Origin of the sequence: Undibacterium sp. TJN19, from assembly GCF_049339485.1 — a bacterium.
In the GTDB taxonomy this organism is placed as follows: domain Bacteria; phylum Pseudomonadota; class Gammaproteobacteria; order Burkholderiales; family Burkholderiaceae_D; genus Undibacterium.
The window spans coordinates 338,962-353,800 of sequence record NZ_JBMPPL010000003.1; the positions used below are offsets into that span (position 1 = coordinate 338,962).

Below are 14,839 nucleotides of genomic sequence, written 5' to 3' on the forward strand. Positions count from 1 at the left end.
TAAAATTAATCCGAAACGATACGCGAAAATCAGGAGGCACGCATGAAGACTTTCGATCCTCAAGCTATGTACTCCGAGTGGATGTCACAGCTGGTGAATCAAAATAATTGGCAGGATAGTCTGAAATCTGCCGCTGTATGGAATCAAATGCCTGCGGGAGGCGCTGGCCCCTTAAGTGCGACCGGGGATATGCTCAAAGAATTGGGTGTACAGGTTGATCCGGCGACCATGACGCGCCTGCAAACCGAATACATGCAGGAACTGGGTAAGCTGTGGATGGATTTCTCAGTGTCCAAACTGCCTGATTTGAAAGACCGGCGATTTGCAGCGCCAGACTGGCATAATCATGCAATGCACTCTTACAGTGCAGCTTCCTATCTGTTAAATGCGCGCTTTTTGATGGCCATGGCAGAGTCTGTGCAGGCACCGGCGAAGACCAAACAAAAAATCGGTTTTGCAGTGCAGCAAATGATCGATGCCATGTCGCCGGCAAATTTCCTGGTCACTAATCCTGAGGCGCAAACCAAGCTGATTGAGAGCAAGGGCGAAAGCCTGGCCAAGGGCATTACGCAAATGCTGGCGGATATGCAAAAGGGCAGAATTTCTCAAACAGATGAATCTGCATTTGAAGTTGGCAAGAATGTCGCTACATCACAGGGTACAGTGGTATTTGAAAACCATCTGTTCCAGCTGATTCAATATACGCCGGTCACCAAGACCGTACACCAGCGCCCATTGTTAATGGTGCCGCCATGTATCAATAAATTTTATATTCTTGATTTGCAACCAGAAAATTCAGTCGTGCATTACGCGGTTGAGCAAGGTCATACCGTGTTTCTGGTGTCGTGGGCAAATCCAGATGAAAGCATGGCGCAGGTTACCTGGGATGACTACATCGAAGATGGCGCTGTGCAGGCTATCAAGGTCGTACAAAAAATCAGCAAGCAAGACAAGATCAATGCTTTTGGTTTTTGCGTCGGCGGTACGATTATTTCTACCGCCTTGTCTGTACTGGCTGCCCGTGGCGAGCATCCGGCCAGCAGCCTGACCTTACTCACTACCTTGCTGGATTTTTCGCATACCGGTGTTCTCGATGTGTTTGTCGATGAAATGCAGGTCAATATGCGTGAGCAGACCATAGGCCGAGGTGGCTTGTTGCCTGGCCGCGATCTTGCCAGCACGTTCTCCAGCCTGAGGGCCAATGACCTGGTCTGGAATTATGTGCAATCAAATTATCTGAAAGGTGAGGCGCCACCACCTTTTGACCTGTTGTACTGGAATGCGGATAGCACCAATTTGCCTGGTCCCATGTTTTGCTGGTATCTGCGCAATACCTATCTGGAAAATAAACTGAAGCAGCCCGGTGCATTGACCGTGGCAGGCAACCAGGTTGATCTGGGTAAAATCGATGCGCCATGCTTTATATATGGCTCACGCGAAGACCATATCGTGCCCTGGCCGGCTGCTTATGCATCGACCAGCCTGCTCAATCCCCGTCACAAAAGCAAAAATCGTTTCGTACTGGGTGCATCTGGCCATATCGCAGGGGTGGTTAATCCGCCAGCGAAAAAGAAAAGAAGTTATTGGACCAATGAGAAAACTGGCCTGGATGCTGAAAGTTGGTTTGCCGGCGCGACAGAAACCCCGGGCAGCTGGTGGCCGCAATGGGCTGCTTTTCTCAGCGAACATGGTGGCAAAATGGTCAAGGCACCAAGCCAGCCAGGCAATGCAGAATTTAAGGCGATAGAAGCCGCTCCCGGACGCTATGTCAAAGTAAGGGCAGATTAAAAGCAGGGTAAGAGCAAATTGATGGTCGTTGCAAGTAGGTAATAAAATTTAAATTAGGAGAACTGGTATGTCAAAACGTGTTGCGTATGTAACCGGTGGTATGGGTGGTATTGGGACGCCAATTTGCAGACGTTTGTGCAGGGATGGTTACATAGTCGTTGCTGGATGCGGGCCAAATTCTGCCCGTAAAGACAAATGGCTGGCCGATATGCGCGCTGAAGGTCTGGATATTCATGCTTCTGAAGGCAATGTCTCTGATTGGGAATCAACCAGGGCTGCCTTTGAAAAAGTAAGGGCCGAAATCGGCGAAGTGGATGTGCTGGTCAATAACGCCGGTATTACCCGTGACGGCCAATTCCGCAAAATGAGCAAGGCAGATTGGGATGCCGTCATGGATACCAATTTGAATTCCCTGTTCAACGTCACCAAGCAAGTCATTGATGGCATGGTAGACCGCGGTTGGGGCCGCATCATCAATATTTCTTCAGTGAATGGTCAAAAAGGGCAGTTTGGCCAAACCAACTACTCTACGGCAAAAGCGGGTATCCATGGTTTTTCCATGGCACTTGCACAAGAGGTGGCAACCAAGGGCGTGACGGTTAACACGGTTTCACCAGGTTATGTAGGTACTGACATGGTCAAGGCGATACGCCCTGATGTGCTGGAAAAAATCGTGGCCGGCATTCCTGTCAAACGTCTGGCTGAGCCTGAAGAAATCGCCTCCATCGTTGCATGGATCGCTTCTGATGAAGGTGGTTATGCGACTGGTTCAGACTTCTCCATCAATGGTGGCTTGCATATGGGCTAAGCCTGCTATGCAATGTTAAATCAGGGGCAAATTTGTTTTATTTGTTATAAATCAGCTTTTTAACCCCTTGATTGCTGTCTTTCTTCCGCAGTGCGGTAAAATATGCTCATCAGAGTCGCAAGATTTCGATGAGCATATCTTTTTGCAGGCAGCAAAATAAAAAAATGCAATAATAAAGGGGACAAACATCGTTTTCATGCTTAAGGCATTATTAGTGTGGCCAAAGCAGGAAATGCATGTTTGCGTGAATTAGTCTGTGTCACCTGGATGGGATAATCTTCCTGAAGGTGTCTGGATATCGAAGTGCTTAACTGAGATCTCAATGAATAGCGCAAAAAAATCAACACAGCATCTGATCAAAAAATATCCTAACCGCCGCTTGTATGACACGCAGACCAGCAGTTACATCACCCTGGTTGATGTGAAGCAGTTTGTGCTGGAGAATGATGATTTTGCGGTTGTCGACGCAAAAACAGGTGAAGATTTGACACGCAGCATACTGTTGCAAATCATTCTGGAAGAAGAAGCGGGTGGTTCACCCATGTTTTCCAGCGTTGTCCTGTCGCAGATCATTCGTTACTATGGTCATGCCATGCAGGGCATGATGGGCAATTATCTGGAAAAAAATGTCCAGGCTTTCATCGACATCCAGAACAAGCTGGCAGAAAATTCCAAGGGTATCTATGAGGGTAAGCCGTTCAGCCCCGAAATGTGGACGCAGTTCATGAACGTGCAGGGTCCGATGATGCAGGGCATGATGGGTAATTACATAGAGCAAAGTAAAAATTTGTTTGTACAAATGCAAGAGCAAATGCAGAGTCAGGCAAAAAATATGTTCAACGTGTTCCCGTTTAATCCGGAAGATGTGAATAAAAAGTAAATAATTTTTGAACCGGCCAGATCTGTCTTATGACTTAAGCCCCTGATTCTTCAGGAATTAATCGCAGATGCGGCAAGTTGGGCTAGCAAAAAGGGTACAATAGCGGATTCGCTTTTGTACCCTTTTTTGCTATTTATTACCCCTTATGTCCATCACTGAAATTCGTCGTCAAGAAATGCCTGCTACTCACAAGGTGGGGTTCGTGTCCCTGGGTTGTCCAAAGGCACTTGTCGATTCCGAACAAATATTGACTCAATTGCGTGCCGAAGGTTACGACACCGCCAAATCCTATGATGGCGCCGACCTTGTCATCGTGAATACCTGCGGTTTCATTGACGCCGCTGTGCAGGAATCCCTGGATGCCATCGGCGAGGCACTGGCTGAGAACGGCCGGGTCATCGTGACTGGTTGCCTTGGTGCTAAAAAGGGTGCTGATGGCAAGGACATGATACAGTCCATCCACCCCAAGGTTCTTGAGGTGACTGGCCCGCACGCAGTGGGTGAAGTCATGGCTGCAGTGCACAAGCATTTGCCCAAGCCGCATGAACCCTTCATGGATTTGGTGCCGCCACAAGGCGTCAAACTGACACCCAAGCATTTCGCTTACCTGAAAATATCGGAAGGTTGCAACCATCGTTGCAGCTTCTGTATTATCCCTTCCATGCGTGGCGACCTGGTTTCACGCCCGATTGCCGACGTCATGATGGAAGCAGAAAACCTGTTCAAGGCAGGCGTGAAAGAATTGTTGGTGATTTCCCAGGACACCAGCGCCTATGGTGTAGATGTCAAATTCCGCATGGGTTTCTGGAATGGCAAGCCAGTCAAAACTCACATGACACAACTGGTTGAGGCCCTGGGCGAACTGGCTAAGCAACATGATGCCTGGGTGCGTCTGCATTATGTTTACCCTTATCCGCATGTGGATCAGATCATTCCCTTCATGAACAATGGTCACGTATTGCCATATCTGGATGTACCTTTGCAGCATGCGCACCCTGATGTATTGAAGCGCATGAAGCGCCCGGCAAGCGGCGAAAAAAATATAGAACGCATCAAAGCCTGGCGTGAGATGTGCCCGGAAATCACGATACGTTCGACCTTCATCGCCGGTTTCCCTGGCGAGACGGAAGAAGAGTTTGAATACCTGCTTGATTTCCTGAAAGAAGCTGAGATTGATCGCTTGGGCTGTTTTGCCTATTCACCGGTCGAAGGTGCAACGGCCAACGAACTCGCCAACCAATTGCCAGATGATGTGCGCGAAGACCGCCGCCGTCGCGTCATGGAATTGCAGGAAGGCATATCGAAAAAACGTTTACAGGCAAAAATTGGTAAAACCATGCGTGTTTTGATCGACTCGCTGGACCGTAGTGGCGGTGTTGGGCGCAGCGCAGCCGACGCGCCTGAAATTGACGGTGTTGTGTATGTCAAACCACCGTTTGAGCCGCACCGTAAGTTGAAGGTGGGGGAGTTTGTCGACGTGAAAATTACCGCAGCTGACGCCCATGATTTGTGGGGTGAGGCAGTTTGATGAAGGTTTCGTATCTGGTTTTGTTGGGGCTTTCCGTGGTGTCCGGGTTTGCGATTCCCGTTTATGCTCAGGTGGGCAATGAAACGGCTACAGTGGCGGCCAAGGTGGAAGATGCATCAATTCGGCGTTTTGCACCGATGGAAAATCCATTTTTCGCGCAGCCAATTGAATTGCGCGGCAAAATGGGCGGCGAGCAGATCCGTATGCACTTGCAACCTAAAACAGAAGACCGCGATAGTGTCGAAGGCTCTTACGTCGTGTTGAGTGGCAAGCGCAATCAGGGCAAAAAGATTTTGCTTGCGGGCGAAGTCAGTGGCAATAAACTCAGCATGGAAGAGTCGGAGGATGGTGTTGACGTTTCAGGTCAGTGGGATGGCGAGTTAAAGGGCAATACCATACGAGGCATCTGGCAATCCGATGATGGAAAAATCAGCATGGATTTCGTGATTGAGTTATTGCCACCACCCAAACTGAAGAAAACACCTGCATCAACAAAAGCAAAATAAAAAAGCGCATAAGCGCTTTTTTTTTCGCCTTTGAATTTATATGTGACGGAAAGATGATTGTGGCTTCAAAAGCAGACTTCTGCGCTAAGATATTCATTCGAATATTGTTCGAATCCACCGAAGAAAAACGACCATGCCGGAAAATTCAGATTCAAACACAAACTCAAATTCAAAGTTAGACGCAGACGCAGGGTTTAACACCCGGCTCATACATCAGGATTATGAGCCTCCAGCGGGTTTTGATGCTTTCCCGGTCGGGATACATCATGCCTCCACCGTGCTGTTCAACAATGTTGCCGCCATGCGGGCCAGAACCTGGCAGGATAAATCAGCCTATACCTACGGCTTGCATGGCACACCGACCAGTTTTACGCTGGAGGCCAGGCTGGCAGAAATCGAGCAGGGCAATTATTGCCTGCTCGCGCCAAGTGGACTTGCAGCAATTACGCTGATTGATATGGCTTTGCTGCAAAGTGGCGACCATATCCTGATGCCTGATAATGTCTATGGGCCCAATCGCGATCTGGCAGATTGGTTGTCGCGCAGTTTTGGCATCAGCGTGCGCTATTATGATCCGTTGACAGGTGCAGGTATCGCCAGTCTGATCGAAGCAAATACCAAGCTTGTGTGGGTAGAAGCACCGGGATCAGTTTCCATGGAGGTGCCTGATGTACCTGCAATTTGCGCCGCTGCCCATGCGCGTGATGTGCTGGTTGCGCTGGACAATACCTGGTCGGGTGGTGTCGCTTTCCCCGCTTTTGCACATGGTGTGGATATCATCATGCAGGCGCTGACTAAATACCAGAGTGGCGGCTCGGATGTCTTGATGGGGGCAGTCATTACCCGTGACAAGGCGCTCAATGCCTGTTTGCAGGCTGCGCACATGCGCCTGGGTCTGGGTGTTGGTATGGATGATGTTTATCTGGTGTTGCGTAATTTGGCGACATTGCGATTGCGTTTTAATGCACATGATCAGTCGGCGCGCGAGATTGCCACCTGGTTGAAAACTCGTCCTGAAATCAGCAAAGTATTGCATCCAGCCTTGCCTGATTGCCCTGGACATGAAATCTGGAAGCGTGATTTTACTGGTGCTGGTGGTCTGTTTTCAGTTTTGTTTGACAGCAAATACAGTGAAGAGCAGACAGATTGTTTTGTCGACAGCCTGAAGCTCTTCAAGATAGGATTTAGCTGGGGTGGGGCGCACAGCCTTTGTGTGCCCTATCGCATTGAGCAAATGCGTAACCAATGGCAAGGGCACGGCACGCTGGTACGTTTTAATATCGGGCTGGAAGATGCGGCTGATTTGATTGCTGATATCGAGCAGGCGATGATGCTGGCGTTGGCTACGCCAGCCTGACAAGTGTCAAGCTGGCGAGCAAAGAGACTCGCCAGATACTTGCGATTTATTTGCTTGCGCTGCCTGCTGATACATCAGAAGCAGGTGCAGCTACTTCAGGCGCAGCGACAGGTGTGACCACGGGTGTGGACGCTGATGTACTGGCAGATGCAGAATGTACTTCTGTTGGATCATGGCCGGCAGCTTCGCCTTGCATATCCACTTTATCACCAGCTTTGAAAATAAAGAACAAGGCAGCGGCTGCAAAAATAATAAAGCCGACGAGAATTTTCCACATAAAGTCTCCAGAGTTTTGCTTATAAGATGGAGTAAGCTTAATGAGCTTTGCTTACGTCAGTCTTGCATAGCTTTGTTGTGGAAGAAAAACCAAAGAAAAAAGAAAAAGAGTGAATTTCAATTGAAATTCACTCTTTTTTCATTCATCCCCACAAGTGGGGATGAGGCACTGTCTATGCTTAAGCTGCCAGCAATTGACGCAATACGAATGGCAAAATACCGCCATGTTCGTAATAGTCAACTTCGATTGGTGTATCGATGCGCAGCAGGACTTTAACGTCTTGTTTGTCGCCATTGGCACGATTGATCACCAGAGTGACTTCCTGTTGCGGCTTGATTTCGCCTTCTATGCCTTTCAGGTCGAAAGACTCAGTACCAGTGATGCCCAGAGTATCAACACTGTCACTGCCGATGAATTGCAATGGCAGTACGCCCATGCCAACCAGGTTGGAGCGATGGATACGTTCAAATGAACGTGCAATCACTGCTTTCACGCCCAGCAATTGCGTGCCTTTTGCAGCCCAGTCACGGGAGGAGCCTGTACCGTATTCTTCGCCACCGAAAATCATGGTTGGTACGCCGTCAGCAATATACTTCATCGCTGCGTCGTAGATCGCCATAGGTTCACCGGTTGGCTGGAACAGGGTTTCGCCGCCTTCAACGCGGGAACCATCTTCCTTGGCTGGAATCATCAGGTTTTTGATGCGGACGTTGGCAAACGTGCCGCGCATCATGATTTCATGGTTGCCACGACGTGAACCGTAGGAGTTGAAATCAGCCTTCAGAACACCGTTTTCTTTCAGCCATTTACCAGCAGGGCTGGATTCCTTGATCGCACCGGCAGGTGAGATATGGTCAGTGGTGATCGAATCGCCAAATACGCCCAAAGCGCGCGCGCCGGTAATGCCGGTTGCTGCGGCTTTTGGTTCCATCGTGAAGTCAGCAAAGAATGGTGGCTCTGCAATGTAAGTGGAAGTCGGCCAGTTGTAGACATCGCCTTCTGCCACGCCCTTGATGTTTTCCCACAGTTTGCCTGGTGCGCCTTTGACGTCTGCGTAGTTTTCTTTGAAAGTCTTGGAATTCATCGCAAATTTCATCAGCTTGCTGATTTCTGCGCTGGTCGGCCAGATGTCGCCCAGGAAAATATCCTTGCCTTTAACGCGGCCAACTGGCTCTGTCATCAAATCGCGGGTCATATTGCCAGCGATGGCGTAGGCGACGACCAAAGGAGGAGATGCCAGGAAGTTGGAGCGAATGTTCGGGTGAATACGTGCTTCAAAATTGCGGTTGCCAGACAGGATGGCAGAAGCCACGATGTCGTTGGCAACAATTGCTTCATTCATGGCCGGTGTCAGGTCGCCAGCATTGCCGATACAGGTTGTGCAACCATAAGCAGTCACACCAAAGCCCAGTTTTTCCAGGTAAGGTAACAGGCCTGCTGCTTCCAGGTATTTGGTAACAACGCGAGAGCCAGGGGCCAGCGAAGTTTTGATATGCGGTGCTACTTTCAAACCAGCTTCAACTGCTTTCTTGGCCAGCAAGCCAGCCGCCAGCAAGACGCTAGGGTTGGATGTGTTGGTGCAGGAGGTAATTGCAGCGATCAGTACATCGCCGTTTTTAACTTTTACGTTATCAGTATTGGTATATACCGCATCCAGGTCTTCTGCTTTTTTGTTGAAGCCATTTTCGGACGTTGGTTTTGAGAACAGGTCGGCAAATGTCGATTTGACATTGCCGATTTCGATACGGTCTTGCGGGCGCTTAGGGCCAGCCAGGGACGGCGCAACCGTGGACAGATCAAGTGAGATTTCTGTCGTGTAGTCGATATCGCCAGCTGCCGGGATGCCAAACATCTTCTGGGCTTTGAAGTAGCCTTCAAATGCGTCGATTTCTGCCTTGGTGCGGCCTGTGCCTTTGAAGTAATCAATCGTTGCTTCATCGACCGGGAAAAAGCCCATGGTCGCGCCGTATTCCGGTGCCATGTTGGCGATAGTCGCGCGATCTGTCAGAGACAGGGAGCGTGTGCCTTCGCCAAAGAATTCAACAAATTTGCCAACAACCTTGGCTTTGCGCAGCAATTCAGTGATCGTCAATACCAGATCCGTTGCAGTACAGCCTTCGCGCAATGCGCCAGTCAGATTGACGCCGACGACGTCTGGTGTCAGGAAGTAGACTGGTTGGCCCAGCATGCCAGCTTCGGCTTCAATGCCGCCAACACCCCAACCAACGACGCCGATACCATTGATCATGGTCGTGTGGGAATCAGTACCTACCAGTGTGTCTGGGTAATACACTTCATTTTTCTTGGCGTCTTTGATTTTGTGTACGCCGCGTGCCAGGTATTCCAGATTGACCTGATGGACGATACCAAAGCCTGGAGGAACCACGCCAAAAGTATCAAATGCCTGCATGCCCCATTTCATGAACTGATAACGCTCGTTATTGCGCGAGAATTCCAGTTTCATGTTCAGGTCGAGTGCTTTCTTTTCGCGGAAATGATCGATTTGCACAGAGTGATCAACGACCAGATCAACAGGAACCAAAGGCTCAATATTTTTTGGATTTTTACCTTGTTTGGCAGCGACATTGCGCATGGCAGCCAGATCGGCCAGCAGCGGTACGCCGGTAAAATCTTGCAGTACAACACGGGACACAACGAACGGGATTTCGTCTGTACGGGAGGCAGTTGCACCCCAGTTAGCCAGTTGTTTGACGTGTTCTTCAGTTACTTTTTTACCGTCGCAGTTACGCAGTACCGATTCCAGAACGATACGGATAGAAACTGGCAGGCGTGAAATATTGACACCGAGATTTTTTTCCAATGCAGGCAAAGAAAAGAACTTGCCTTTCTTGGCATCTGAAATTTTAAAATCTTTCAGGGTTTTGAATGCATCTTTGTACGCATTTTGGCTCATGGCTCTTCCTCTTATTTACAAAAATCAACGATCAAAAAATAATTACATTAACTAGTGCGATATCCATTTATCTCAATCGAGCTGGCGCAACTGAGTATGTTGCTGGTTTTGAAGCATGAAGCTTACTTGACTTGCGCTGCAGTGCTGGTGCTGTCTTTACTATTCACTTCCGCCAGTGAGGCTGCTTCTGTCTTGCATTCATTGGCTAATTGCTGGCCCTTATGAGAATCCAGTAACAAGCCTTTGGCGGGGATGCCTATCCAGACAAATCCGGCCTTTTGATTTTCGAAACGTACGGCACCCGTTGTGGTATCCACTTTGGACAGTCGATACAAGCGCTTTTTCCAGCGCATGGCCACATGATCAACATCTTCCGGGTTGATGTACATGGTCAGGGAGTTGCCGAGTTCGCATTTGTATTCGAAACTATTGTGCATTTGCACGTCCGGTTCCGGCTCATCATCTTCTTTTGTTGCCTGAGCAGCGGCAGGTTTTGCCGCTTTTGCTGTGGATTTAGTCTTGCTGCGAGGCGCTTCCACGGCATTGGCATTGGTAGCAAGGATGGTGCATGCGGCAAATGCCAGGCTAATAAAAGAAAGTAATTTCATGGTGTCTCCTAAAGTAATTCTTGTGCTGCTGCTGGTAAAACAAATGACCCTGATTGGGCCCGTCTTAAAATTGTCCAATAATAGCGGTAACTGGCTCTGTCATGTAGCTGACCTTGCCATTGTATTGGCCCCCAGGCCTGATTTTTTGCCTGAGTCAGAATGGCAATGGCATCATGAATTTCATTTTCACTCGGTGAAAATGCCTGGATGACGGGCCGTATCTGGTCAGGATGTATGCTCCACATGCGTGTATAGCCGCATTCGCTGGCTGCGCGCCGGGCATCATTTGCCACTACGCTTATATCTTTGATCTCGGTGGTGACATTGTGAGAGGCAACTTTGCCATAGCGATGACAGGCTGCGGCAATTTCCAGCTTGGCGCGCAAAACCAGTGGGTGAGTAAATTGCCCGGGCGAGCGCATGGCTGAGGCAGGTATGGCACCAAAATGGGAGGATACAAAATCCATTAAACCAAACGACAAGCATTCTACCTGGGGCAGGGCGGCAATTTGCTGCACTTCTGCCAGTGCGCCATGGGTTTCTATCAGGGCATGGACGGGAATGAGCTGGCCGTCAGTTCTTTTGCCATAGTGATTAATGCGTTGCAGTGCAGACAGTAATTCTGCAGTGGTATTGATTTTTGGTAAAACCAGATAGGCAAGCTTGTCTGCACATGCCGGGAGGATTATTTCCAGGTCTTGTTCAAATGCAGGATGGTGGACATCATGTACGCGAACGCCAAGACGCTGATAATGATTGTCAGTGCTGGCGACCAATGCGGCGATCAGTTCTGCATGAATGATCTCGTTGCCAGCGGAGGCGCCATCTTCGCAATCGAGAGTGATGTCGAAAACACCATCCAGTTCCTGTTGTCGCGCAATCGATTTGCGCATCAATTTTTCAGATCCAGCGTAATGGTCGCATACCGGCAATATAACCGGTCGAATGTGATCCTGAAAAAGTACTGTAGATGGATGCATCACTTAAATATATCATCGTGAACCAAGGCAAATCCCGGCAAAAACCGGGATCTGCCCCCTGACTTGATTAACCTACCAGGTGTTTGACGCCATCACGCTCTTCTTGCAATTCTTTGAGAGTAATGTTGATGCGTTCACGGGAGAACTCGTCGATTTCCAGACCTTCAACGATTTTGTATTCGCCGTTTTCTGTTGTGACAGGGAAGCCGAACATGGTGCCTTCAGGGATGCCATAAGAGCCATCAGAAGGGATTCCCATGGTAGTCCATTTGCCGTTTGTGCCCAGCAACCAGTCACGTACGTGGTCGATTGCTGCATTCGCTGCTGAGGCAGCAGAAGACAGGCCGCGTGCTTCGATAATCGCTGCACCGCGTTTGCCAACTGTAGGCAGGAATACATCCTTGTTCCAGACTTGGTCATTGATCAGGTCTTTGACGGACGCGCCGTCAACTGTCGCGAAGCGATAGTCAGCATACATGGTTGGGGAGTGATTGCCCCAGACGCACAGTTTTTCAACTGCTGCAACTGGTTTGCCAACTTTGGCGGCGACTTGGGACAAGGCGCGGTTATGATCCAGACGCAGCATTGCCGTGAAGTTTTTCGCCGGCAGGGATGGTGCTGATTTCATGGCGATGTAAGCATTGGTATTGGCTGGGTTACCAACTACCAGAACTTTAACATTGCGGGATGCTACTGCATCCAGTGCCTTGCCTTGCACGGTGAAAATCTGTGCATTGGCTTCCAGCAGATCTTTGCGTTCCATGCCTGGGCCGCGAGGACGTGCGCCAACCAGCAGGGCAACGTCGATATCCTTGAACGCTGTCATTGGATCGCTGTGAGCTGTCATGCCAGCCAACAGTGGGAATGCGCAGTCGTCGATTTCCATCATGACGCCTTTCAACGCTTTCTGGGCTTTTTCGTCAGGAATTTCCAATAATTGCAGAATCACTGGCTGGTCTTTGCCCAGCATGTCGCCATTGGCGATACGGAACAGAAGGGAATAGCCAATTTGGCCTGCGGCGCCGGTAACAGCTACGCGCATAGGGGATTTCGCCATGATACATCTCCGAAGTGGTGTTAAAACGATGTTCAAACAAGTGCAGCGCCGTGAAATCAAAAATCAGGCACTATGTGAAACGCTTAATGATACCGTTGAAAACGCAGTCAGTCAGCCAAAATCAGCTGTAAACATGCTTTTCGTCCTTTACATTAAAGGCGTTAGAACTATATTGCTTGGTATGACACGGATATAGTTGGCAAGTGACCAGCTATTTGTACGGGAGTTTAGGTTGTGTCAGTGCAAGTGTCAATGAATATCTTATGTCTTATATAAGACATATTACTTAACGCTTTTATTCTGGACGGACAGGGTGGTTTTGTGGTGAAATTGCAGCCTATGAACTCAATCCTGCCAACACCAAATAATCAAGCGATCAGTCCGGCCACTCCGGGTAGTGGGGTTGGTAATGCATCCTTGACTGCGTCTCCCACATTCAGTCCATTGTATCAACAGATAAAGGCATTGATTACGCAAAGCCTGCAATCTGGTGAGTGGAAGCCTGGTGAGCTGATTCCCAGTGAGATGGAGCTGGCCAGTCGCTTCAAGGTAAGTCAGGGCACAGTACGTAAGGCGATTGATGAGTTGTCTGCCGAAAATCTGGTCGTTCGGCGTCAGGGGAAGGGGACGTTTGTTGCCACCCATCATGAGGCGCGTTCGCAGTTCCGTTTTTTGCGACTGGCGCCTGATGAAGGTGTTCCCCATTATCCGGAAAATAAAATCGTTGAAGTCAAGCGCATGCGTGCGCCTGCCGAGGTGGCTCGCCTGCTTGAAATTAAATCTGGCGACTCAGTGGTTTTCATCCGGCGTGTGCAGTCATTTTCTGGTGTGCCGACAATTCTTGATGACTTATGGTTGCCGGGTTCCATTTTTAAAGGGCTGACGGCTGAGCGGCTGAATGAATACAAAGGGCCAATGTATGGCCTGTTCGAAACAGAATTTGGTACGCACATGATACGTGCTTCAGAGCAAATTCGCGCCATCTGTGCTGATGAGTTGGTGGCCTCCCTGTTGCAGGTCGACACCGGTATGCCTTTGTTGAATGTGGAGCGGGTGTCTTTTACTTATGGCGACAAGCCAGTGGAGTTGCGTCGCGGTTTATATCTGACTACCAGTCATCATTATCGGAACGAGTTGAGTTGATACGCGCTTCCATGTGGTTTTTTGGTGTTATCCGAAATTAATTTGTACTTCCATTTTTGCCTTGTTTTTGAATGACTTGGCGTTCTGTGACGTCTTGCGTTTAGGTTTAAGATAGCGATATTTTGTAAATTGCGCCGATTTTTGTTGGTGCAATGCACCAAAATGAGCGAAAATTGCAAGGTTTATGTACAGACTAGTTAATGGGGAGATTATTTATGTCTGAAGTAGTAAAAACCAGACCGCGCTTTGGTGTAATGCGCCTGATCGATGCGACGGGATATCGTCTGCCGCTGGCAGGCTTTGTTTCGATTCTGCATCGTGGCAGTGGAATGTTGATGTTCCTGTTGTTGCCGTTTATTTTGTACCTGCTGGACAAAAGCTTGACATCGGAACTGACGTTTGCTGAATTGCAAGGGTTTACTTCGCATGTTTTCGTCAAGCTGGTGATTCTTGCTTTGGTTTGGGCTTACTTGCATCATTTTTGTGCGGGCGTTCGTCACTTGTTCATGGATTTGCACTTTGGCCTTGATAAAGATACGGCGCGCAAATCAGCTGTTGGTGTGCTGGCCATCAGCCTGGTGCTGGCTGCATTGACAGGTCTGAAACTGTTCGGAGTATTTTAAATGGCAAATAATAATATTGGCCCTAAGCGCCTGGTCGTGGGTGCGAACTACGGTTTGCGTGACTGGCTGGCGCAGCGCGTAACAGCGATTGTCATGGCAGTCTATACCGTGATTTTGCTGGGTTTGTTTTTGACGGGTAAAAATTTCAGCTATGAAGGTTGGGCTGGCATTTTCGCCATGCAATGGTTCAAGCTGGCGACGTTTTCGGTGGTGATTTGCCTGTTGTATCACGCCTGGGTAGGTATGCGTGATGTCTGGATGGATTATGTGACGCACAGTGTATTTGTGCGCCTGGTATTTCAAGTTGCCACGATCCTGTGGCTGATTGCTTGTGCTGGCTATGCTGCACAGATTTTGTGGAGAGTATAAA

Annotated in this window: 14 protein-coding genes; 9 read left to right on the plus strand and 5 right to left on the minus strand. The window is 49.1% G+C overall.

Annotated features, from left to right (window positions below):
* The first annotated feature begins 42 nt into the window (after positions 1-42).
* The 6 genes from phaC to ACO0LH_RS12940 all read left to right on the plus strand — a co-directional run bounded on the left by phaC (position 43) and on the right by ACO0LH_RS12940 (position 6,867).
* Positions 43-1,788 carry a class I poly(R)-hydroxyalkanoic acid synthase gene (phaC, locus tag ACO0LH_RS12915; protein WP_422941493.1) on the plus strand — a complete coding sequence of 582 codons (1,746 nt, stop codon included), beginning with the start codon at positions 43-45 and terminating at the stop codon, positions 1,786-1,788.
* 67 nt (positions 1,789-1,855) lie between these two features.
* Positions 1,856-2,596, plus strand: a complete 741-nt coding sequence (locus tag ACO0LH_RS12920; protein ID WP_422941494.1) for a 3-ketoacyl-ACP reductase — start codon at positions 1,856-1,858, stop codon at positions 2,594-2,596.
* Between the two features lie 322 nt (positions 2,597-2,918).
* Complete coding sequence (gene phaR, locus ACO0LH_RS12925; RefSeq protein ID WP_422941495.1) at positions 2,919-3,476, plus strand: polyhydroxyalkanoate synthesis repressor PhaR; 558 nt, start codon at positions 2,919-2,921, stop codon at positions 3,474-3,476.
* Between the two features lie 145 nt (positions 3,477-3,621).
* On the plus strand, positions 3,622-5,004 hold the full coding sequence (rimO, locus tag ACO0LH_RS12930; RefSeq protein WP_422941496.1) for a 30S ribosomal protein S12 methylthiotransferase RimO: 1,383 nt from the start codon (positions 3,622-3,624) through the stop codon (positions 5,002-5,004).
* Positions 5,004-5,510, plus strand: coding sequence for a hypothetical protein (locus tag ACO0LH_RS12935; RefSeq protein ID WP_422941497.1), 507 nt, complete (start codon positions 5,004-5,006; stop codon positions 5,508-5,510). The genes rimO and ACO0LH_RS12935 overlap by 1 nt, the downstream gene beginning before the upstream one ends.
* 133 nt (positions 5,511-5,643) lie before the next feature.
* Complete coding sequence (locus ACO0LH_RS12940; RefSeq protein ID WP_422941498.1) at positions 5,644-6,867, plus strand: cystathionine beta-lyase; 1,224 nt, start codon at positions 5,644-5,646, stop codon at positions 6,865-6,867.
* A gap of 46 nt (positions 6,868-6,913) precedes the next feature.
* Here the strand turns inward: ACO0LH_RS12940 and ACO0LH_RS12945 are convergent, their stop codons facing one another.
* From ACO0LH_RS12945 to ACO0LH_RS12965, 5 genes are all read right to left on the minus strand, one after another.
* On the minus strand, positions 6,914-7,144 hold the full coding sequence (locus ACO0LH_RS12945) for a hypothetical protein (RefSeq protein WP_422941499.1): 231 nt from the start codon (positions 7,142-7,144) through the stop codon (positions 6,914-6,916).
* Between the two features lie 178 nt (positions 7,145-7,322).
* On the minus strand, positions 7,323-10,058 hold the full coding sequence (gene acnA, locus ACO0LH_RS12950; RefSeq protein WP_422941500.1) for an aconitate hydratase AcnA: 2,736 nt from the start codon (positions 10,056-10,058) through the stop codon (positions 7,323-7,325).
* Positions 10,059-10,180: 122 nt separating this feature from the next.
* Positions 10,181-10,666, minus strand: a complete 486-nt coding sequence (locus ACO0LH_RS12955; RefSeq protein ID WP_422941501.1) for a hypothetical protein — start codon at positions 10,664-10,666, stop codon at positions 10,181-10,183.
* Between the two features lie 8 nt (positions 10,667-10,674).
* A complete protein-coding gene (locus tag ACO0LH_RS12960; RefSeq protein WP_422941503.1) occupies positions 10,675-11,646 on the minus strand; it encodes an HpcH/HpaI aldolase/citrate lyase family protein in 972 nt (323 codons plus the stop codon).
* Between the two features lie 67 nt (positions 11,647-11,713).
* Positions 11,714-12,703 (minus strand): malate dehydrogenase, encoded by a 990-nt coding sequence (locus ACO0LH_RS12965; RefSeq protein WP_422941504.1) that lies wholly within the window; start codon positions 12,701-12,703, stop codon positions 11,714-11,716.
* A gap of 339 nt (positions 12,704-13,042) precedes the next feature.
* On the opposite strand from ACO0LH_RS12965, the gene ACO0LH_RS12970 reads away from it, so the two are divergent.
* The 3 genes from ACO0LH_RS12970 to sdhD all read left to right on the plus strand — a co-directional run bounded on the left by ACO0LH_RS12970 (position 13,043) and on the right by sdhD (position 14,838).
* Positions 13,043-13,846 (plus strand): GntR family transcriptional regulator, encoded by an 804-nt coding sequence (locus ACO0LH_RS12970; protein WP_422941505.1) that lies wholly within the window; start codon positions 13,043-13,045, stop codon positions 13,844-13,846.
* A gap of 215 nt (positions 13,847-14,061) precedes the next feature.
* Positions 14,062-14,469, plus strand: a complete 408-nt coding sequence (gene sdhC / locus ACO0LH_RS12975; RefSeq protein WP_422941506.1) for a succinate dehydrogenase, cytochrome b556 subunit — start codon at positions 14,062-14,064, stop codon at positions 14,467-14,469.
* A complete protein-coding gene (gene sdhD, locus ACO0LH_RS12980; protein ID WP_422941507.1) occupies positions 14,470-14,838 on the plus strand; it encodes a succinate dehydrogenase, hydrophobic membrane anchor protein in 369 nt (122 codons plus the stop codon).
* The last annotated feature ends 1 nt before the right edge of the window (position 14,839 follow it).

Excerpts from the sequence above, each read along its gene's own strand:
- phaC (WP_422941493.1), top strand. The coding sequence starts at position 43 with ATGAAGACTTTCGATCCTCAAGCTATGTACTCCGAGTGGATGTCACAG.
- ACO0LH_RS12965 (WP_422941504.1), bottom strand. The coding sequence starts at position 12,703 with ATGGCGAAATCCCCTATGCGCGTAGCTGTTACCGGCGCCGCAGGCCAA.
- ACO0LH_RS12960 (WP_422941503.1), bottom strand. The coding sequence starts at position 11,646 with ATGCATCCATCTACAGTACTTTTTCAGGATCACATTCGACCGGTTATA.
- acnA (WP_422941500.1), bottom strand. The coding sequence starts at position 10,058 with ATGAGCCAAAATGCGTACAAAGATGCATTCAAAACCCTGAAAGATTTT.
- ACO0LH_RS12955 (WP_422941501.1), bottom strand. The coding sequence starts at position 10,666 with ATGAAATTACTTTCTTTTATTAGCCTGGCATTTGCCGCATGCACCATC.
- rimO (WP_422941496.1), top strand. The coding sequence starts at position 3,622 with ATGTCCATCACTGAAATTCGTCGTCAAGAAATGCCTGCTACTCACAAG.
- phaR (WP_422941495.1), top strand. The coding sequence starts at position 2,919 with ATGAATAGCGCAAAAAAATCAACACAGCATCTGATCAAAAAATATCCT.
- sdhD (WP_422941507.1), top strand. The coding sequence starts at position 14,470 with ATGGCAAATAATAATATTGGCCCTAAGCGCCTGGTCGTGGGTGCGAAC.
- ACO0LH_RS12920 (WP_422941494.1), top strand. The coding sequence starts at position 1,856 with ATGTCAAAACGTGTTGCGTATGTAACCGGTGGTATGGGTGGTATTGGG.
- ACO0LH_RS12935 (WP_422941497.1), top strand. The coding sequence starts at position 5,004 with ATGAAGGTTTCGTATCTGGTTTTGTTGGGGCTTTCCGTGGTGTCCGGG.
- ACO0LH_RS12940 (WP_422941498.1), top strand. The coding sequence starts at position 5,644 with ATGCCGGAAAATTCAGATTCAAACACAAACTCAAATTCAAAGTTAGAC.
- sdhC (WP_422941506.1), top strand. The coding sequence starts at position 14,062 with ATGTCTGAAGTAGTAAAAACCAGACCGCGCTTTGGTGTAATGCGCCTG.
- ACO0LH_RS12970 (WP_422941505.1), top strand. The coding sequence starts at position 13,043 with ATGAACTCAATCCTGCCAACACCAAATAATCAAGCGATCAGTCCGGCC.
- ACO0LH_RS12945 (WP_422941499.1), bottom strand. The coding sequence starts at position 7,144 with ATGTGGAAAATTCTCGTCGGCTTTATTATTTTTGCAGCCGCTGCCTTG.